The sequence below is a fragment of the Halobaculum sp. CBA1158 genome, from assembly GCF_021431925.1.
Lineage (GTDB): Archaea > Halobacteriota > Halobacteria > Halobacteriales > Haloferacaceae > Halobaculum.
Map to the genome: position 1 here is coordinate 2,589,019 of NZ_CP090371.1, position 17,115 is coordinate 2,606,133.

Genomic DNA, 17,115 nt, shown 5'->3' on the forward strand with positions numbered 1-17,115 from the left:
GACGAGCACGGACGCGACCGCGGACCGAAGCGTGTCGACGACCGCGACCGCGACCTACTCCGCGAACGCCCGCAACACGCCCTGTCCGTCGGTGCCGCCCACGTCCGGGAGCGTCGCGCGCTCGGGGTGGGGCATCATCACCGCGACCGTCTCTCGCGCGCCGAGGATCCCCGCGACGTTCGCCGTCGAGCCGTTGGGGTTCGCCGCGTCGGTGACCGCGCCCTCGGCGTCGCAGTAGCGGAACAGCACGCGGTTCTCGTCCTCCAGCGTCGCCAGGCGGTCCTCGCGGATCTCGAAGCGGCCCTCGCCGTGGGCGATCGGCACCTCGATCACGTCGCCGGCGTCGTACGCCGCGGTCCACGGCGTGTCCGCGCGCTCGACGCGCAGGTGGACGTGTTCACACCGGAACCGCGCCGTGCGGTTCGTCGTGAACGCGCCCTCGGTCAGCCCGGCCTCGCAGCCGATCTGCGCGCCGTTGCAGACGCCAAGCACCGGCGTCCCCGCCTCAGCCGCCTCGCGCACCTCCGCCATGATCGGCTGGCGGGCGGCCATCGCACCCGCCCGGAGGTAATCGCCGTAGGAGAACCCGCCGGGGACGACGACGCCGTCGGTGTCGGCCGGGAGGCCGTCGGCGTGCCAGACACGCTCGGCGTCGACGCCGAGGTGCGAGAGCGCGCTGACGGCGTCGCGGTCGCAGTTGGAGCCGCCGAACTGGATCACAGAGACCGTCATTCGCGCGCCTCGACCGCCACCTCGTAGTCGTGGATGGTCGGGTTCGCGAGCAGCCGTTCGGCCATCTCGTCGGCGCGCTCGCCCGCCTCGTCGGCGTCGGCTGCGTCGAGGTCGATCTCGAAGCGGTCGGCCGAGCGGAGGTCCTCGAGGTCGAACCCGAGGCGCTCGAGCGCTCCCTGGGTCGTCTCGGCCTCGGGGTCGAGCACCCCCCGCTTCAGCCGCACGGTCACCGTGGCGGTGTAGCCGGTCATCGATCGAACCTGCGAGTCCATGCGTAAAATCCGTTTCGGGACGCCCACGATACACACGTTCGTGTACGGCAGTCGTCGCGCGGAGCGACACCGGTTTACTCGCCGACGAGGAAACGGACGTATGGAAGCGGCCGACCGTCCGACACCGAGGCGCTGGGACACCGAGATCGTCGTCGTCGGGGACGACGCGACCGGACTGGTCGCCCGCGTCACCTCCCTGCTGTTCGAGCGCGGCTGCAACATCGAGGACCTCGACCAGGACGTGCGCGACGGCGTGTTCCGGATGCGCCTCCACGCCGACACCGACGGGATGGTGTGCAAGCCCGCGACGCTGGAGGAGGACCTGCAGGACCTGGGCGACGAACTCGGCGTCGACATCCGGGTGCGCCTCGCCGACGCCGACGCCGCGCGCAAGGCCGCGCTGCTCGTGACCAAGGAGGACCACGCGCCGCGGGCCGTCTTGGAGGCGTGTGCGGACGGCACCCTCGACGCGGAGGTGCCGGTGATGATCGGCAACCACGACACGCTGTCCCCCCTCGCCGACGAGTACGACGTGCCGTTCGTCGACGTGGGCGACGACGGCGGCTCCCACGACGAGCGCGAGCTGCTGCGCGTGCTCGACGAGTACGACGTGGACTGCCTGGTGCTCGCGCGGTTCATGCGCATTCTCTCGCCCGAGATCGTCTTCCGGTACGAGGGACGGATCCTCAACGTCCACCCCTCGTTGCTGCCGGCGTATCCCGGCGCGGAGGCGTACCGGCAGGCCGTCGAAGGCGGCGCGCGCGTCCACGGCGCGACCGCCCACTACGTCACGACCGACCTCGATCAGGGGCCGATCATCGCCCAGCGGGCGTTCCGCGTCGACCCCGACGACGGCCCCGAAGACCTGAAAGCGCGCGGCCAGCCGCTGGAGGCGGAGGCGCTCGTGGCGGGCCTGCGGGCGCACCTCGACGACGCGGTCGTCGTGCGTCGCGGGCGGACCCACTTCCGCGAGGGCGTCGACCCCGACGCCTACGATCTGGGCGGCGTCGCCGCCGAGTAGCCGCACGTAACGGTTAATTCACACGCGCCCCCACTATCCGGTCGTGACCGGGGGACGAGCCACGCACGAGCGGTTCGGCGGACGCCTAACGCTGTTCGTCGTGCTGCTGGCGGCGATCGTGCTCGGCGTGTTCCTCTACTACACCGACCGGATCCTGGCGTCGCTGCCGTCGCCGCTTCCGGTGTTCTGATCCCCGCCCGGGGGCCGGCCGCCGCTCACAGGTCGCGGACGGCGTCGACCGCGTCGGCGACGGGCGGCGCGTCGAACCACTCGGTTCCCGTGTAGGCGTTCGCGCCCGCGGCGTACATGTCGGCGATGCGATCGACCGCGTCCGGGTCGAGCGCCGGCGGCTCGATCGAGCACAGCGACCGCCAGTCGGCGACGTTCTCCTCGTCGGCCCGCGCCTTCGCCTCGCTCACGGCCTCGACCCACGCCGGGGCGACCCGCTTGTAGTGCTGGCGGACGACCTCCTTGGACACCTCCTGGCCGTCGTACGCGAAGCGGTTCTCGTCGAACGTCCCCACCACGTCGGCGACGCGCACCTCGCCGTCGACGTACACGCACTCGATCTTGCCGTCCTCGTGGACGAACCCGGCCTCGGCGGCGCGCGCTGTCACGACCTCGTTCACCTCGCGGGCGACCGACTCCAGCGCGGCGATCCGGGCCGCCCCGGCGATCCGGTCGGCCTCGTCGCGGTCGAGGTAGCGGTCCTGTTCCTCGTACTTCGTCGAGAACTCGACGACCGGCTCGGGGAGGTCGACGACCCCGTCGGGCCACTCGTCGCGGTCGACGCCCGCCTCGCGCGGGGTCGCCCGCGATCTGAGGCTGGAGCCGACGGGGACCGTGTTGCGAAAGACGATCTCCAGGGGGATCACGTAGCCGGCGGCGTCGCGGACGGCGTCGTGGAAGGCGTCGTAGTCGTAGGTCCCCGTCGCCTCGCGGAAGGGGAGACCCGGCACCGTCGCGAGATCGATAGCGAGCTCTCGAGGCGGCTCGTCGACCGCCGACAGCGGCTCGGCGTCCGGGCCGACGCCGCGGTAGTGCGTGGGGACGCCGGCGTCCTCCAGCAGCTCGAAGTTGTACGCGCCCATCGTGCAGAGGCTCGCGCCCTTGCCAGGGATCGGGTCGGGCATCTTCCCCCAGTCGAACACGGAGTAGTCGTCGGTGAAGGCGAACCGGCCCGCGCCGAGGTCGTCGTCGGTCGGCTCGCGCTCGACGACGAACTCCTTGACGCTCGTCATGGTCGGAGGCGCGGGCGCGGAGGTGAAGAATCCTTCCACTCTCGTGCGTATATCTGGAGAGGCGGAACCCCATATATCCATGTTCGTGGGACGATCGCGGGCGCTACTCGTCCGGCACGACCGTCCCGGGGTTGAGGGTCCCGTTCGGATCCAGCGCGTCCTTGACCGCCCGCATCGCCTCGACGGCGGCCTCGCCGTGTTCCCGTTCCAGGTACGTCCGCTTGCCCGCGCCGATGCCGTGTTCGCCGGTGGCGGTGCCGCCGAGTTCCAGCGCACGCTCGACCAGTTCGCCGTAGGCGGCCTCCGCGCGGGCGACCTCGTCGGGATCGTCCGGGTCCCGGAGGACGAAGTAGTGGAGGTTGCCGTCGCCGGCGTGGCCGAAGCAGGGGACGAACAGGTCGTACTCGTCGGCGACGTCCTTCACCGCCCGGATCATCTCCGGGTACGAGCCGATCGGGACGGTCACGTCGCCCGGCTGGCCCATCTCGCGGTCGGGGTCGTACGCCTCGGCCGCGTACGTGATGTCCTTGCGCGCCTGCCACAGCTCCCCCATTCGGTCGCCGGCGGCCATCTCGAACGCCGCCACGTCGTGGGCCTCGAAGACCGCCCGGCAGAAGTCGATCTCCTCGTCGATCCCGTGGTTCGCGTGGAACTCGACGAACACCATCGGACGCTCGGGGAGGGCGGCGTCGCTGTAGTCGTTGGCGAGCATCGCGGTCTCGGCGTCGAACAGTTCGATCTTCGCCACGTCGACGCCGGCGGTGACGGCGTCGGAGATGGCCGCGGTCGCGTCGTCGAGCGTCGGGAAGGTCGCGCGGCCGCCCCGGATCTGCTCGGGGCGACCCGCCAGTTCCAGGGTGGCGCGCGTGACGATCCCGAGGGTTCCCTCGCCGCCGACGATCAGCTCCTTCAGGTTGTAGCCGGAGGAGGACTTCGCGGCCTTCGAGCCCACGGTCGTGACCGAGCCGTCGGCGAGCACGACCTCCAGTTCGAGCACCCAGTCGGCCACCTCGCCGTACTTCACCGTCCCCATTCCGGAGGCGTCGGTGGCGATCATCCCGCCGATCGTGGAGATGTCGCCGGAGGAGGGCAACGGCGGGAAGAACAGCCCGTGGCTCGCGACCGCCTCGTCCACGTCCGCGCCGATCGCGCCCGGCCCCACGTCGACCTGGAGGTCGTCGGGGCGGATCTCGCGGACCTCGTCCATCCGGGTCACGTCGAGGCTGATCCCGGCGCGTGCGGGGACAGCACCGTCCTCCAGCCCGGTGCCGGCGGCGTAGGGCGTCACGGGGACGCCGCGCTCGTCCGCGGCGGCGACGACCGACGACACGTCCGCGGTCGACTCCGGGTACACGACCGCGTCGGGTCGGACGGCGTCGGCGTCGTCGGTGGCGTAGTCGGTGGCGTGGTCGTCGCGGTCGGCGTTCCCGAGGCTGACCTCCCCGTCGAGCGCGAGGTCCGCGAGGAAGCCCACGTCGTGGTCGAGTCGGGCGGGCGACGCGTCCCCCGCCGCTCCCGTCTCGCGTGTCATTACCTCACACGCACGTCCGGGCCGGCATCAACGCATCGGTGCCGCGGGCGGTGTGCCGAGGACAGTTCCGAGAGTCCGCGGCCGCCACGTTTACTTCCGCAGCCGGGGGAGCCCGACCATGACGGCGCAGCCGCGGGCCGGCGAGATGCTGGTCGGAGCGTACCTCAAGCTGATCGAGGAGTGCGAGATCGTCGCGTACGGGCAACACTCCCCGCTGGAGGGCGAACAGATCGAGGTCGACGTGATCGGCGTCCAACCGAGCGGCGACCGGGAGGTCGTCACCTGCGAGGTCGCGACCCACCTTCGGGGCCTCGGGTACGGCACCGCCGAGGAGAACGGCGACCGGGTGGCGGCGAAGTTCGAGAACGCGGAGCGGTACGTCGACCGCGTGTTCGGACCCGCCGAGACGCATCGCTTCCAGTTCTGGAGCCCGAACGTGCCGCCGGCGTCCGAGGCGGCGCTCCGAGAGGTCGCGACCGACTTCGGTTCGCGGAACGACTCCGAACTCGAGTTGGTCGTCAACGACGAGTACGCCGACCGGGTCGAGGAGCTGCGGGCGGCGGCGGCCTCGACGTACGCCCAGCGGAACGAACTCGCGTTCCGGTTCCTCCAGATACTGGAGCACGTCCGGGAGTGAGGCGACGGTGGCCGCGACCGGCCCGTTTTTCACGGCGTGTCGACACCGATCCGACGATGACGCGACCGTCAGCCGCGAACCTCGAGCCCGACGACCTGGGGTTCGAGCACGTCCCCGAGACCGACCAGTCGTTCGAGAACGCGCTGGCGAAGGCGCGCGACGGGACACGGCTGACGGTCGACGACGCGGTCGAACTGCTCACCACCGGCAGCGACGCCCCCGGTATCGACCGCGAGCGCAAGGAGGCGGTGCTGGAGACCGCCGACCGCCGCCGCGCCGAGGTCGTCGGCGACGAGGTGACGTTCGTCGCCAACCTCAACAACAACGTCACGACCGCCTGCAATACCGGCTGTCTGTTCTGCAATTTCAAGGACACCGCCCACCGGTTCGAGGCCGACCACGACGGCGAGCACGCGGGGTTCACCAAGACGCCCGCGGAGTCGCGAGAGGCCGTCGCCGCCGCCCTCGACCGCGGGATCTACGAAGTCACGTCCGTCTCCGGGCTCCACCCGGCGTTCGCGCTGAACGACGAGCACCACGAGATCCTCCGCGGCGTCGAGGACGCCGCCAGCGCGGTGAACTACAAGCCGCCGGAGACGTACGCGACCGACCCCGGCACCTACGTCGAGCAGATGAACGCGATGAGCGTCGACGGCGTCCACCTCCACTCGATGACGCCCGAGGAGGCGTACCACGCGCGACGGGGCACCGACTGGGACTACGAGCAGGTGTACCGGGCCCTCGCCGACGCCGGCCTCGACTCCGCCCCCGGCACCGCCGCCGAGATCCTCGTCGACGAGGTTCGGGACGTGATCTGCCCCGGGAAGATCGACACCGGCGACTGGATCGAGGCGATGGAAGGCGCGATGGCCGCCGGGCTCGACACCACCGCGACGATCATGTACGGCCACGTGGACAACGAGATGCACCGCGCGATGCACCTGAAGCGCGTGCGCGACCTCCAGGACCGCACCGGCGGCATTACGGAGTTCGTTCCCCTCTCCTTTGTCCACGAGCGCACGCCGCTGTACGAGCACGGCGTCGTCGACGGCGGCGCGAGCGACGCCGAGGACGAACTGCTGATCGCCGTCTCCCGGCTGTTCCTCGACAACGTCGAGAACGTTCAGACCTCGTGGGTGAAGTACGGCGACGAGAAGGCGCTGAAGACGCTCTCGTGTGGCGCGAACGACTTCATGGGCACCATCCTCTCCGAGGAGATCACCAAGCGCGCGGGCGGCTCCTACGGCGAGTTCCGAAGCTTCGACGACTACGTCGACCTGATCACGTCGGTGGGTCGGATCCCGGTCGAGCGCTCGACCGACTACCGGACCCGCCGCCGGATCGACCCCGACGAGGGTCCGCCGTTCGGCCCGACGCTCGGCCCGAGGGCCGACGGGACGCCCCTCCTCAGCGAGCGCGAGCGCGCGGAGCGAGGCCGAGCGAAGTGAGGCCTCGATGGGAACGGGGAGGGACGACCCGTGAGCGAGCGGGCGGGAGAGACGGCGACGGCAGACGACTGAGGCGAAGGTGCGCCATCCGAGCCCTCGGCGACCCGGACGGCGCGCGTTTCTTGACTGACAACCATCGCATACGGGTCAGTCCGGTCGCGACGATCCCCCGTCCGAGCCACGGGTGGGACTGAAAGGGGCCGGGGGCTTTCGCGGTCGTCGTCGTCGCAGTCGATGCCGCGGTATCCGCACCGCGGATGTCTCCACAAACGAACCCGAGGACTAGTCCTTGCCGAACCGGATCCCGTCGTCCACCAGCCGGTAGTTCCGTTCCCGGTCGATCCGTTCGGCGAGCCAGTCGACCTCGTACACCTGTCCCGCGAGTTCGATGTAGAGGTCGCGCCACGCGATGGCGTAGATGGGCGACTGCCCCCACGCTCGCAGTTCGGGGACGAACTCGTCGTACGTCTCGGCGCGCCCCTCGGCGTACTCCAGGAAGTCGACGGCGACCGAGGCCGCCTCGGCCTCGTCGGCGGCGGCCTCGAAGCCCTCCTCCAGCGCGCGCCGGTAGCCGGCGACCGCCCGACGGAGGTCCTCCTCTGCGGTACCGTCGTCGTCGGGCAGCGATTCGAGCACGCCCCGGGGGATCCCCAGGTCGACATCGACGTCCATGCCATCGGGTTCGCCGGGCGCGAGTAAAGGCTTCCGTCGCCGGGGTCGCGACCCGTCGAGAATCGTCGCGACCCGTCGAGAATCGTCGCGACCGGCTGCTGAGAATCGTCGCGACCGGCCGTCGAGAGACCTCGTTACGGTCCGTCCGAGGACGCCGCCATCGACGATCCGTCGAGAAACGCCGAGAGGTCGCGGGCGCACGACCGACACAGTAGCACCCGGAGGTCGCCGTCGGGCGCGATCCCGTCGATCGCGGCGTACTCGTCGCCCGGGCGGATGCTCGCCCCGCAGCGGTCGCAGTCGTGAGCGCGTCTGAGCACGGTCGCCTCACCGGATGGCCGGGCGACGCCGGACGATCAGATGTACCCCAGCGTGCTCGCCACCAGGCCGATGACGAACAGCGCGACCGCGACCGTCGTCAGTTCCATTCTGATCGTCCCGTCGCTCCCCTCGCCGCTGGCGCGGAGCACGACGACCAGGCCGACGAGCGCGACGATCAACACGACGGCGCTGTACACCGTGTTCAGTAGCGCAGATACCATGCCCCGTGGGTCACACCGACGGCTAATAAACGTCGGTGTCGTCGGCGCTTCCGCGGGAGGAATCTATATCCGGCCGGGACGCCGACGGCGGGGTATGCGAATGGAACTGCGGGTCTGCAAGCACTGTCTCGCCGGCGAGCACGGCAACCCCTCGAAGACGAAGGTCTCCAACGACATGGTGGAGTGCGCCGAGACGGTCCGGGAGTACAAGGACCTCATCGGCCTCGACGCCATCTACATCACGAAGGTCACAGAAGGCGACAGCGGCGCGGCCCAGGCCCTGCCGGCGGTCGTCGCCAGCATCGAGGGCAACCAGATCCAGCTGTCGGACACCCAACTGGTCATGGAGGACGACGACGGCAACATGCTGGTGTACCCTGAGCCGAAGGATATCCTCGAGGTGCTCACGCGCAACGTCGAGCAGGTCAACACCCACACGGACAACGACGTGACCGTCGACCTCAGCGAGGAGGCCCTGAGCCTCGGCGTCGAGGCGTAATCGACTCCGGCCCAGCACGCCCCGGACGCAGCACGCTCCGACCGCTCGAACGGGCGCTCAGACCGGTATCGACACGTCCCGCTTCCCGATCCAGTACTCCCCGGCCGCGAGCGCCGCGTACGCGGGGACGTAGACGGGAGCGAACACGAACACGAAGAGGAACCCCGGGGAGTCGCCCTGTCCCGACCCGATCGGCGGGAACTCAACCAACACGTGCCAGAACAGGAGGATCGCGGCCAACAGCACGGCCGGACTCCTCAGGTTCGCCCGAAGCCACAGGAAGACGGGGACGCCGACCGTCCCGAGGGCGAACGCCGACTGGATCGCGATCGCGTGCCACAGCGTCCCGGAGATCGAGACGCCCGACGACGGGAGCAGGCTGTAGCCGAACACGACGAGCGTGTAGGCGACGCTGACCGCGCTGGCGACGAGGACGGCGCGGACCGTGCGCTGTTGGACCGGCACGCCGCGATGGAGGGCGCGCATGCGTCGTGACTCGTCGGCGAGGTTGTAAGTCTGATCGTCGCCGAGAACGGGGGAACCCCTGTTCGTCGCCGGCAACGGGAGAGCCGTCGCCCGCGATCGCGTGAGTCGAGGAAGAACGCGGTGACGGCGCGAGCACGGACGCGCCGCCGTCGGTCCGAGCCGGCTTCGCCGGCTCGCCGTGTTCGTTGGCGGCGGACCCCGAGGAGTCCGCCGCCGTTACTCCGAGACGCTCGCTTCGCTCGCGTCTCGCCTCAGTCGTCGGATTCGACGTGCCCGCCGTCGGCGGCGGTCGTCGGCTCCGAGGCCTCCTGTTCGAGCTGCTTCTGCCAGCGGACGCGCAGGAGGTTGCCGTACATCTGCAGCACCATGCCCAGCAGCAGCACGAACATCCCGGCGTTGATCCCGACGGTCAGCAGGATGTCCGTCGGACCCCCGCCGATCGCGATGTCGCGCGGCACGGGATAGCCCTCGTCGAACAGGCTACCCAGCAGCACCGAGACGATGCCGATCACCGTCAGCGCGCCGATGACGGTCGACGCCATGTTCCAGGAGGGAGCCAGCTCGAGCCGCTCGATGCCGGTCCCCTCGGCGTCGTCGTCGTGCTGTTCGGGGATCATCGACTTCGGGATGAACGCCTTGACCTCCACCGGGTACAGCGCCGGGTGGAAGCCGTGCTCGAAGATGTGGAACATCACGCCCATCAGCATGATGACGCCCAGCAGGCCGTGGAACGTGACGAACGCCGCGGCGGCGGTCTTCGTCGCCAACAGCCCCATCACGCCGGTCTTCGACCAGATGAGGATCCCCGAGATCGAAAGCAGCGTCAGCTCGATCGCGAAGATGAACACGACGCCCTTCCCGATGTAGGTGAGAAGCGGGATCTCGTCGGCCGTGCCGCCCGCGAACTGGCGGGCGTTCGGGTGGCGCTCGTCCGAGTTCCCCAACAGGAACTGCACGTCCTGGATGAACGCGTCGAAGTCGCTCTTCGACGGCAGGATCTCGCGGAAGTTCCCGCGGCCGGTGTCGGTCGTGATCATCATCAGCATCCAGAAGACGATGAGCGCGAGCAGGCCCGCGCCGGCGACTCGGTGGACCGCGGAGACGCCGGTCGCGCCGCCCATGAGGCCGACCATCCACCACAGTTCGTCGTTGAACATGAGGCTGTAGCCCGAGAAGAACAGGACGAACACGTCCAACGCCAGCAGCGTGTGGAACGTGGTCGTCATCTTGCTGAACTTCCCGTGGTCGAGTTGCGTCATGGGGCCTCACCTCCGTCGGTCGCGGCGTCGCCGTCGGCCTGTCCGTCCGCGTCGCCCGCGACGTGGCCGCCGTCGGCGGCGACGGCGCTCGACTCCGAGTCACCGGGCTGGCGCATCCGCGCGGCGAGCCGGCGGAACGCTCCCCAATGGAGGAACACCATGAACAGGATGAACACGCCCATGATCACGTCGGCCGCGTGCGTGATCGCGATGAGGAAGTCGAGCCAGGCGATCTGGTTCCCGGAGGTCCAGTCGGAGCCGACGCCCGCGTTCGCGCCCTCGGCGACGGGCTGGATGCGGAACAGCTCCTCGTAGAAGATCGCGAAGTCCGACGCCCACCACAGGATCAGCGCCGTCACCGCGACGGCGATCGCGGCGTTGATCGCGATCGCGGCGCGCGGGTACCCCTTCGTCTCCGGGAGGTGGTCGCGGTAGCTCATGCGTTACTCCCCTCGAACTCCTCGGCGTCCTCGCCGAAGATGATATCCATGGCGACGCTGTTGAAGAAGTGATCCGAGCCGCGGTTCTCGAGTTCGTTCGAGATCTCCTCGGCGTCGCCGACCAGCAGCGCGTCGGTCGCGCACTCCTCGGCGCAGGCGGGACCCTTGCCGATGTCCTGGCGCTCCTCGCACATCGTACACTTGTCCATCGTCCCGCCGTTGCCGAACAGCCGCGCGGCACCGTCGTCGGAGCCGGGGAACTGGGGTGCGCCGAACGGACACGCCGACAGGCAGTACTGGCAGCCGACGCAGAGGTTGTCGCGAACGTCGACGAAGCCGTTGTCCTTCTTGATCAGCGAGTCGGTCGGACACACCGACACGCAGGGGGCCTCCTCGCAGTGGTAACACTGCATCGGAATGGCCGTCTCGCCGGGCGAAGAGTCCTCCTGCCCGAGCGCGCCGCCGCTGTTGGTGTTGTACCGCTCCATCGGCTCGGCCGCCTGTCCCTCCAGCATCGTCGAGATGCTGATGCGCTGTTCGTCCCTGGGCACGTCCCACGTGCGTTTGCACGCGACGACGCACCCGCCGCAGTCGATGCAGGCTTCGACATCGGGGAAGATCCGAGCATCGTCGCCGGTGCTCATCACTCCCTGCCCCATCACCTGCTCGCTCGTTTCGTTAGTTGCCATTGGGGATCACTGAACCGTGCTGTTGTCGCGCACGTCGAAGTCCTTCTGCCGGCCGAAGCCGTCGCGGTCCTGCGGGAACTCGTACGACTCGATGTCGACGACGTTCTCCGAGAGGCCGTCCTCCTCGACGGGGCGCATCGACAGCTCCTCGACCACCTCCGGGGTGGCCGGCTGGAGCCGGACCATCGACGCTTTGGTCTCTTGCATCTGCGTCTCCACGTCGTACCCACGGGAGGTGATCGCGTTCACCGGTTCCCCGATGGCGTACGGCACCGTTCCCTCGGGGTAGCGGTCCTCCAGGGACTCGCCCTTGAACATCCCGCCCCAGTGGAACGGGAAGAACGTCTCGCTGTCGTTCGGGCGGTGGGTGACGCGCGCCTTCACGAGGATCGACCCGCGGTCGGTCGTGGACGCGACCACGAGGTCGCCGCCGTCGACGCCCAGCCGCTCGGCCATGTCGGGGTTGATCTCCACGTACATGTGCGGCTGGAGGTCGGCGGTGTGCTTGTTCGAGCGGGTCTCGGAGCCGCCGCCCTGGTGTTCGACCTGGCGGCCGCTCGTCAGGATCGTCCACTCGGCGTCGCCCGACTGTTCGTCGAACGCGCCGGCGTCGGTGAGCCGCTGCATGGACTCCTCCTGGGTGACGCTGTTGTTCTGGTCGAGGCGGTAGAAGTTCCGCTGCTGGCCGTTCGACGGCCACTGTTCGACCAGGTCCGGCCGCGGGCTCTCGATCGGCTCGCGGTGGACGGGCGTCGTGTCGAGGAAGCTCCAGACGACCCCGCGGGCGCGACCGCGCCCGGTCGGCGCGTCCGGCTGCGGGTTGTCGAACTGGCCGTAGAAGTCCATGTCGTAGTCCGCCCAGTCGTACTTCTGGTTCATCGCCTCGGCGGCGTCCGCGACCGACGTGTCCTCGCGGAGCGCGTACTCGTACGGGACCGTCAGCGCGTCCGCGTTCGAGGGGTCGTCCGGCATCGTCGTCGCGAAGCCGGGGTACTGCGGGACGCCCTCGATCGTGCCGTCCCACCACTCCGGTTCGTAGGAGTCACGCAGCAGGCTGAGGCCCTCCTCGCCCTGCTGGTCGTACGTCGTCTGCATCGGGTACGGCTCGTCGGTCGCCATCTCCTCCCACTCCTCGGGGGTGGGCGCTTGCACGCCCCACCGGGTGCGGAAGTCCTGCCCCCCGTCGCGGGGGTCCATGTCGTCGTTCCAGAGGATCGGCGTCCCCGGATGCCCCTCGCCCCAGCACGGCCACGGGAGCATCCAGTACTCGCCGTCGACGGGCGTGCCGGGTGCGTCCGCCTTCGTGTCCTCGGTGGAGAAGGCGTAGTCGTACTCCAGGTGCTGCTGGAGTCGTTCGGGGTCCTGACAGTACCCGATGGTCCGCATGCCGAGGTTGAACTCCCGGATGACGGCCTCGTACGTCGACTTGCCGTTGTACAGGTCCGGACCCGAGCCCCAGTCGAAGTGCTCGCCCATGCCGAGGTGGCCGGCGAGCTCCTGCATGATCTGCAGGTCGGGACGCGAGTTGTGACCCGGCGAGCGAACCGGCTCGGACCACTGGGTCGCGCGGTGGGAGTTCGTCAGCGAGCGGTAGTGCTCGTACTGACTGGAGGCCGCGAGCAGCACGACCTCCGTGTCGGACTGGTCCACGTCGGCCAGCACCGACGCCACCGACGGGAACACGTCCACCACGACCAGCAGGTCGAGGTTCTCGATGGCCTTGCGCTGTTTCTCCATCTCGGAGATGGAGTTGAGCGAGTGCCCCCACACGATCGCCGCCTTCAGCTCGTTCGGCTGGTAGATCGGCGTCTCGTTGAGCCGCTCCTCCTGCGGGAGCGCGGCGTCGAACCAGCGGGCCACCGTCAGGCCCTTCTGGAACATCATCGAGTTCTCCGCCGGGAACGACTCGTCGATCTCGTCGGCGTTCTCGGTGTTCGTGGACTGCCGGACGTACTTCTCCGGCGGCATCTCACCGTACTCCTCGATGAGGTCCTCGAACTCGATGGTGCCGGACGTCTGTGGCGTGCGCGACCAGACGTCACACCAGTACTGCCACGAACCGGGCGAGCCGACCGAGTAGTAGCCCGGCAGGATGTGGCTCGCGACCGCCAGGTCCGTCGCGCCCTGCACGTTCGCGTGCCCGCGCATGACCTGCAGGCCGCCACCCGACTGGGCCGCCGCGCCGGCACCCAGCGAGAGCATCGCGTACGAGCGGATGTTCTGGGTCCCGTTGTTGTGCTGGGTCCCGCCCATCGCCCACTCGATCTGCATCTTCGGCTTATTCTCGACGATGAGGTCCGTCAGCTCCTCGATCTCGTCGGTCGAGAGCCACGTGATGTCCGACACCGTCTCGATGTCGTAGTCGTCGAGGTCGTTCTCGACGTCGGGCCACGCCTGTACGCGACCCTCGAGCATGTCGTCGTCCAGCTCGCCGCGGTCGCGGAGCTGTTTGATGACCCCCATCATGAGGGCCACGTCCGTGCCGGGACGCAGGCGGTAGAAGTAGTCGGCGTGGGCCGCGGTCTTCGTGAACCGCGGCTCGACGACGACGATGTCCCCGCCACGCTTCTGGCCCTCGAGGATGTGCTGCATCGCGATCGGGTGGGCCTCGGCGGGGTTCTGCCCGATTATCAGATTCATATCGAAGTTCCGATAATCGTTGATCGAGTTCGTCATCGCCCCGTAGCCCCACGTGTTCGCGAGGCCGGCGACCGTCGTCGAGTGGCAGATGCGCGCCTGGTGGTCGCAGTTGTTCGTCCCCCACAGCGACGCGAGCTTCCGGAACGCGTACGACTCCTCGTTGGAGTGGTGCGCGCTCCCGAGCCACATCGTGCTGTCGGCACCGTACTCGTCTTTGATCCGGGTCAGCTCGTCCGCGACCGTGGAGTACGCCTCGTCCCACGAGAGCTTCTCCCAGCCGCCGTCGACCTTCCGCATCGGCGACTTCAGCCGCTTCTCGGAGTGCTCCGTCTCGTAGATGCCCGCGCCCTTGGAGCAGAGCGACCCGTTGTTGACCGGGTGGTCCTCCCACGGCTCCATTCCGACGAACGCGTCGCCCTTCTTCTCGCCGTGGAAGCCACAGCCGACCGAACAGTAGTTGCAGATCGTCTTCGTCAGCTCGTTGTGATCTGTGTCTGTCCCGTCCTCTTCCCCGTCGTCGCTCTGCGCAAGCGCCTGTCCGGCGCCGCCGCCACCGAGGGCGACCGCGCCGGCCAACGCGCTCGCCTTCATGAACGACCGCCTGTCTAGGTCCAGGGAAACTGGTTCCGTGCTCATTGTTTCATGTTGACATTCACCACTAGTTGATACGCTATCGTAAACCCACCACGAGATCATTTCCCTTTAATCTTCGCCCCTCACGCGCTTGGAATTTTTTGGAGAGCCTAAACCTACCGGAAAGATCACCCGGAAGTTCGCCGTCGTGCGGTTCACCGACGCAAGGTATATACCCGTGAGGGAGTTGGCTCCGACGATGAACGTCGGGGCATTCGTCTGTTCGTGCGGGGGAACCTGCGACGTGGACCTGGAGTCGGTCCGCGACGGGGTCCGCGACGTCGACGTGGTCGCGTCCTCGGAGCAGTTGTGCCGGGACGCGCTTCCGGCCGTCGACGGACTGATCGACGAGTACGACCTCGACCAGTTGATCGTGGGTGCCTGCGACGACGGCTGTAAGTCGAAGCTGGACGACCTGGTCGAGCGCAAGGGGCTCCACCCGGACGCGGCCGCCTACGTCGACCACCGCGAACGGGCCGGCTGGGTCCACGAGCGCGACGACGCGACCGACAAGACGGCGCGGCTGATCAACGCCCGCCGAACCGGCATCGAGTACGAGGCGGCCACGCGCACAGTCTCCCGGGAGGCCGGCGAGGAGGTCCTCGTCGTCGGCGACGCCGAAACCGCGGCCGCGCTCGCCGACACCGCCGACGTGACCCTGCTCGCGGACGGCGCGGAGTACGCGGACGCCGACGCGGATCTCTCGGACGTGAGCGTCGAGCGCGGCCGCCTCGCCGCCGTCGAAGGGCGGTTCGGCGAGTTCGAGGTGCAGGTGGAGGCGCGCGTCACCGAGGACTGTATCTCCTGTATGAAGTGCGTGAAGGAGGGCCCGGACGGGATGGTGACGCGCCGCCCAGTCGACATCCACCCGGACGCCCCGGAGGGCGAGTGGACCGACTGCTGTCCGACCGACGCGATCGATCTGTCGGGCGTCACGAGCACCCTCGACGCGGATCAGGTCGTGGACCCGGCGGGCACGTCGACCGCACGAGGTGGCCGAATCGGCTACTACACCGGCCCGGTCGACGCCGGCACGATCGCGTCGGTCGAGTCGCTGTTGGGCGGGGTCGAGAAGCCGAAGTACCTCGATCTGGAGATGGACGTGTGCGCCGCGGGCGACTCGGGCCAGCAGGGCTGTACCGCCTGCGTCGACGCCTGTCCCCACGACGCCGTCGACCGTCCCGCCGTCGACGAGGTCGAGTTCGACCTGACCGCCTGCGAGAACTGCGGCGCGTGCACCTCCTCGTGCCCGACGGGCGCGACGTCGCTGCGGGAGCCGTCGAACGAGCGGATCGCCCGCGAGGTCGAGGCGCTGCTCAGCCGCGAGACCGACGAGGGCGGCATCTGGCCGTTCACCGGCGGCGACGACGGCATCGAGACGCCCGTCGTCGCGTTCACCTGCGACGAGCGCGCCGCCGACGCGCTCGACGAGTACGGCCGCCGCGCGGCCGCCGGCGAGGACATCACCTACCCGCCGGTGCTCCCGGTCGAGGTGAACTGCACCGACACCGTCGGCGAGGCGCACGTCATGCACGCGCTCGCCGCCGGCGCGGCCGGCGTCGCCATCGTCGGCTGCGGGGGCTCGTGTCTCCACTCCGGCCCGGACCCGAAGGCCGAACTCGTCGAGCGGCTCAACCGCGCGACGACGGACCTGGGCCTGGGCGAGCGCGTCGGCTTCTTCGCGCCCGACCCCCGCGAACCCGCCGCGTTCGCCGAGGATATCAGCCGGTTCACCGAACTGACGCTGGACCCGACGCCCGTCCCCGAGGGCGAGCATCGTTCGACGGGCGTCGTCCGCGAGGACAAGCCCAACCCCGCGTTCAACAGCCACGACTGGACGCTCGAGTCGGTGCGCCGGATCCTCGAGTTCACCGAGCCCGAGCGCGACACGATCCGGGGGCTGAAGGACTTCGGCGTGATGTCCGTCTCCGACGCCTGCAACCTCACGCCGACGTGTTCGACGCTGTGTCCGACGGACGCCATCCGCCGGACGAACGACGGGAACCTCCAGTTCAACCACGAGGACTGCGTCAACTGCGAGCTCTGCGAGGAGGGCTGTCCCGAGACCGCCATCACGATGGAGCAGGGATTAGACCTCTCACGACTGCCGGAGAACCGGACGGCCGGAGAGGGTGCCGTCGACGCCGACGACCCCCGCTGGGAGACCGTCCACGACGGGGAAATGCTGGAGTGCGCCCGCTGTGGCGACCCGTTCACCTCCGCGGCCTCGGCCGAGCACATCCAGTCGGAGGTCGGCGACCTCGTCGAGGGGATCGCGCCCGACTCCGACCACAGCGTCTTCGAGTACTGCGGCGACTGCCGCGCGCAGTTGCTGTTCGACAACCGATGACCGCCGTCACGTCCGACCCGCCA

At 69.2% G+C, this 17,115-nt stretch carries 18 protein-coding genes; 6 read left to right on the forward strand and 12 right to left on the reverse strand.

Going from position 1 to position 17,115, the window contains the following annotated elements; all coding sequences use genetic code 11:
- Nucleotides 1–54: 54 nt before the first annotated feature.
- Both purQ and purS read right to left on the reverse strand, forming a co-directional pair.
- A complete protein-coding gene (gene purQ, locus Hbl1158_RS13520) occupies nt 55–732 on the reverse strand; it encodes a phosphoribosylformylglycinamidine synthase I (protein WP_234297774.1) in 678 nt (225 codons plus the stop codon).
- A complete protein-coding gene (gene purS, locus Hbl1158_RS13525) occupies nt 729–983 on the reverse strand; it encodes a phosphoribosylformylglycinamidine synthase subunit PurS (RefSeq protein ID WP_234297775.1) in 255 nt (84 codons plus the stop codon). The genes purQ and purS overlap by 4 nt, the downstream gene beginning before the upstream one ends.
- 121 nt (nt 984–1,104) lie before the next feature.
- Here purS and Hbl1158_RS13530 point away from each other — a divergent pair, with 121 nt between their 5' ends.
- Nucleotides 1,105–2,025 (forward strand): formyltetrahydrofolate deformylase, encoded by a 921-nt coding sequence (locus Hbl1158_RS13530; RefSeq protein WP_234297776.1) that lies wholly within the window; start codon nt 1,105–1,107, stop codon nt 2,023–2,025.
- A 43-nt stretch (nt 2,026–2,068) separates the two neighbouring features.
- Nucleotides 2,069–2,215 (forward strand): hypothetical protein, encoded by a 147-nt coding sequence (locus tag Hbl1158_RS13535; protein WP_234297777.1) that lies wholly within the window; start codon nt 2,069–2,071, stop codon nt 2,213–2,215.
- A 25-nt stretch (nt 2,216–2,240) separates the two neighbouring features.
- On the opposite strand, the gene Hbl1158_RS13540 is transcribed toward Hbl1158_RS13535, so the two are convergent.
- Together Hbl1158_RS13540 and Hbl1158_RS13545 are read right to left on the reverse strand one after the other, a co-directional pair.
- A complete protein-coding gene (locus Hbl1158_RS13540) occupies nt 2,241–3,266 on the reverse strand; it encodes a phosphoribosylaminoimidazolesuccinocarboxamide synthase (RefSeq protein WP_234297778.1) in 1,026 nt (341 codons plus the stop codon).
- A 103-nt stretch (nt 3,267–3,369) separates the two neighbouring features.
- Nucleotides 3,370–4,797, reverse strand: a complete 1,428-nt coding sequence (locus tag Hbl1158_RS13545; protein ID WP_234297779.1) for an FAD-linked oxidase C-terminal domain-containing protein — start codon at nt 4,795–4,797, stop codon at nt 3,370–3,372.
- Between the two features lie 118 nt (nt 4,798–4,915).
- Between Hbl1158_RS13545 and Hbl1158_RS13550 the strand changes: the two genes are divergently transcribed.
- Both Hbl1158_RS13550 and cofH read left to right on the forward strand, forming a co-directional pair.
- The gene (locus tag Hbl1158_RS13550) at nt 4,916–5,434 is read left to right on the forward strand and encodes a hypothetical protein (protein ID WP_234297780.1); all 519 of its coding nucleotides are present in this window, start codon (nt 4,916–4,918) and stop codon (nt 5,432–5,434) included.
- 56 nt (nt 5,435–5,490) lie between these two features.
- Nucleotides 5,491–6,882 (forward strand): 7,8-didemethyl-8-hydroxy-5-deazariboflavin synthase subunit CofH, encoded by a 1,392-nt coding sequence (cofH, locus tag Hbl1158_RS13555; RefSeq protein WP_234297781.1) that lies wholly within the window; start codon nt 5,491–5,493, stop codon nt 6,880–6,882.
- Nucleotides 6,883–7,164: 282 nt separating this feature from the next.
- Here cofH and Hbl1158_RS13560 read toward each other — a convergent pair whose 3' ends face one another.
- The 3 genes from Hbl1158_RS13560 to Hbl1158_RS13570 form a co-directional block, all read right to left on the reverse strand.
- Nucleotides 7,165–7,554 carry a hypothetical protein gene (locus tag Hbl1158_RS13560; protein WP_234297782.1) on the reverse strand — a complete coding sequence of 130 codons (390 nt, stop codon included), beginning with the start codon at nt 7,552–7,554 and terminating at the stop codon, nt 7,165–7,167.
- Nucleotides 7,555–7,688: 134 nt separating this feature from the next.
- A complete protein-coding gene (locus Hbl1158_RS13565; protein ID WP_234297783.1) occupies nt 7,689–7,874 on the reverse strand; it encodes a hypothetical protein in 186 nt (61 codons plus the stop codon).
- A 36-nt stretch (nt 7,875–7,910) separates the two neighbouring features.
- Nucleotides 7,911–8,096: a hypothetical protein gene (locus Hbl1158_RS13570; RefSeq protein WP_234297784.1), complete on the reverse strand. Its 186-nt coding sequence runs from the start codon at nt 8,094–8,096 to the stop codon at nt 7,911–7,913.
- A gap of 94 nt (nt 8,097–8,190) precedes the next feature.
- Between Hbl1158_RS13570 and Hbl1158_RS13575 the strand changes: the two genes are divergently transcribed.
- The gene (locus Hbl1158_RS13575) at nt 8,191–8,595 is read left to right on the forward strand and encodes a hypothetical protein (RefSeq protein WP_234297785.1); all 405 of its coding nucleotides are present in this window, start codon (nt 8,191–8,193) and stop codon (nt 8,593–8,595) included.
- Nucleotides 8,596–8,652: 57 nt separating this feature from the next.
- On the opposite strand, the gene Hbl1158_RS13580 is transcribed toward Hbl1158_RS13575, so the two are convergent.
- From Hbl1158_RS13580 to Hbl1158_RS13600, 5 genes are all read right to left on the reverse strand, one after another.
- On the reverse strand, nt 8,653–9,081 hold the full coding sequence (locus Hbl1158_RS13580) for a hypothetical protein (RefSeq protein ID WP_234297786.1): 429 nt from the start codon (nt 9,079–9,081) through the stop codon (nt 8,653–8,655).
- Nucleotides 9,082–9,332: 251 nt separating this feature from the next.
- The gene (locus Hbl1158_RS13585; protein ID WP_234297787.1) at nt 9,333–10,340 is read right to left on the reverse strand and encodes a cytochrome b/b6 domain-containing protein; all 1,008 of its coding nucleotides are present in this window, start codon (nt 10,338–10,340) and stop codon (nt 9,333–9,335) included.
- Entirely contained in the window at nt 10,337–10,780 is a 444-nt protein-coding gene (locus Hbl1158_RS13590; protein ID WP_234297788.1) for a hypothetical protein, read from the reverse strand. Before Hbl1158_RS13590 ends, Hbl1158_RS13585 begins: the two co-directional genes overlap by 4 nt.
- The gene (locus Hbl1158_RS13595) at nt 10,777–11,469 is read right to left on the reverse strand and encodes a 4Fe-4S dicluster domain-containing protein (protein ID WP_234297789.1); all 693 of its coding nucleotides are present in this window, start codon (nt 11,467–11,469) and stop codon (nt 10,777–10,779) included. The genes Hbl1158_RS13590 and Hbl1158_RS13595 overlap by 4 nt, the downstream gene beginning before the upstream one ends.
- Nucleotides 11,470–11,475: 6 nt before the next feature.
- Nucleotides 11,476–14,700 carry a molybdopterin-dependent oxidoreductase gene (locus tag Hbl1158_RS13600; RefSeq protein WP_234297790.1) on the reverse strand — a complete coding sequence of 1,075 codons (3,225 nt, stop codon included), beginning with the start codon at nt 14,698–14,700 and terminating at the stop codon, nt 11,476–11,478.
- 241 nt (nt 14,701–14,941) lie between these two features.
- On the opposite strand from Hbl1158_RS13600, the gene Hbl1158_RS13605 reads away from it, so the two are divergent.
- Entirely contained in the window at nt 14,942–17,092 is a 2,151-nt protein-coding gene (locus Hbl1158_RS13605) for a hydrogenase iron-sulfur subunit (RefSeq protein ID WP_234297791.1), read from the forward strand.
- Nucleotides 17,093–17,115 lie beyond the last annotated feature (23 nt).

Bases quoted from the DNA above. Each gene is read 5' to 3' on its own strand.
- purQ (WP_234297774.1), bottom strand. From the start codon at position 732: ATGACGGTCTCTGTGATCCAGTTCGGCGGCTCCAACTGCGACCGCGAC.
- purS (WP_234297775.1), bottom strand. From the start codon at position 983: ATGACCGGCTACACCGCCACGGTGACCGTGCGGCTGAAGCGGGGGGTG.
- Hbl1158_RS13530 (WP_234297776.1), top strand. From the start codon at position 1,105: ATGGAAGCGGCCGACCGTCCGACACCGAGGCGCTGGGACACCGAGATC.
- Hbl1158_RS13540 (WP_234297778.1), bottom strand. From the start codon at position 3,266: ATGACGAGCGTCAAGGAGTTCGTCGTCGAGCGCGAGCCGACCGACGAC.
- Hbl1158_RS13545 (WP_234297779.1), bottom strand. From the start codon at position 4,797: ATGACACGCGAGACGGGAGCGGCGGGGGACGCGTCGCCCGCCCGACTC.
- Hbl1158_RS13550 (WP_234297780.1), top strand. From the start codon at position 4,916: ATGACGGCGCAGCCGCGGGCCGGCGAGATGCTGGTCGGAGCGTACCTC.
- cofH (WP_234297781.1), top strand. From the start codon at position 5,491: ATGACGCGACCGTCAGCCGCGAACCTCGAGCCCGACGACCTGGGGTTC.
- Hbl1158_RS13560 (WP_234297782.1), bottom strand. From the start codon at position 7,554: ATGGACGTCGATGTCGACCTGGGGATCCCCCGGGGCGTGCTCGAATCG.
- Hbl1158_RS13570 (WP_234297784.1), bottom strand. From the start codon at position 8,096: ATGGTATCTGCGCTACTGAACACGGTGTACAGCGCCGTCGTGTTGATC.
- Hbl1158_RS13575 (WP_234297785.1), top strand. From the start codon at position 8,191: ATGCGAATGGAACTGCGGGTCTGCAAGCACTGTCTCGCCGGCGAGCAC.
- Hbl1158_RS13580 (WP_234297786.1), bottom strand. From the start codon at position 9,081: ATGCGCGCCCTCCATCGCGGCGTGCCGGTCCAACAGCGCACGGTCCGC.
- Hbl1158_RS13585 (WP_234297787.1), bottom strand. From the start codon at position 10,340: ATGACGCAACTCGACCACGGGAAGTTCAGCAAGATGACGACCACGTTC.
- Hbl1158_RS13590 (WP_234297788.1), bottom strand. From the start codon at position 10,780: ATGAGCTACCGCGACCACCTCCCGGAGACGAAGGGGTACCCGCGCGCC.
- Hbl1158_RS13595 (WP_234297789.1), bottom strand. From the start codon at position 11,469: ATGGCAACTAACGAAACGAGCGAGCAGGTGATGGGGCAGGGAGTGATG.
- Hbl1158_RS13600 (WP_234297790.1), bottom strand. From the start codon at position 14,700: ATGAAGGCGAGCGCGTTGGCCGGCGCGGTCGCCCTCGGTGGCGGCGGC.
- Hbl1158_RS13605 (WP_234297791.1), top strand. From the start codon at position 14,942: ATGAACGTCGGGGCATTCGTCTGTTCGTGCGGGGGAACCTGCGACGTG.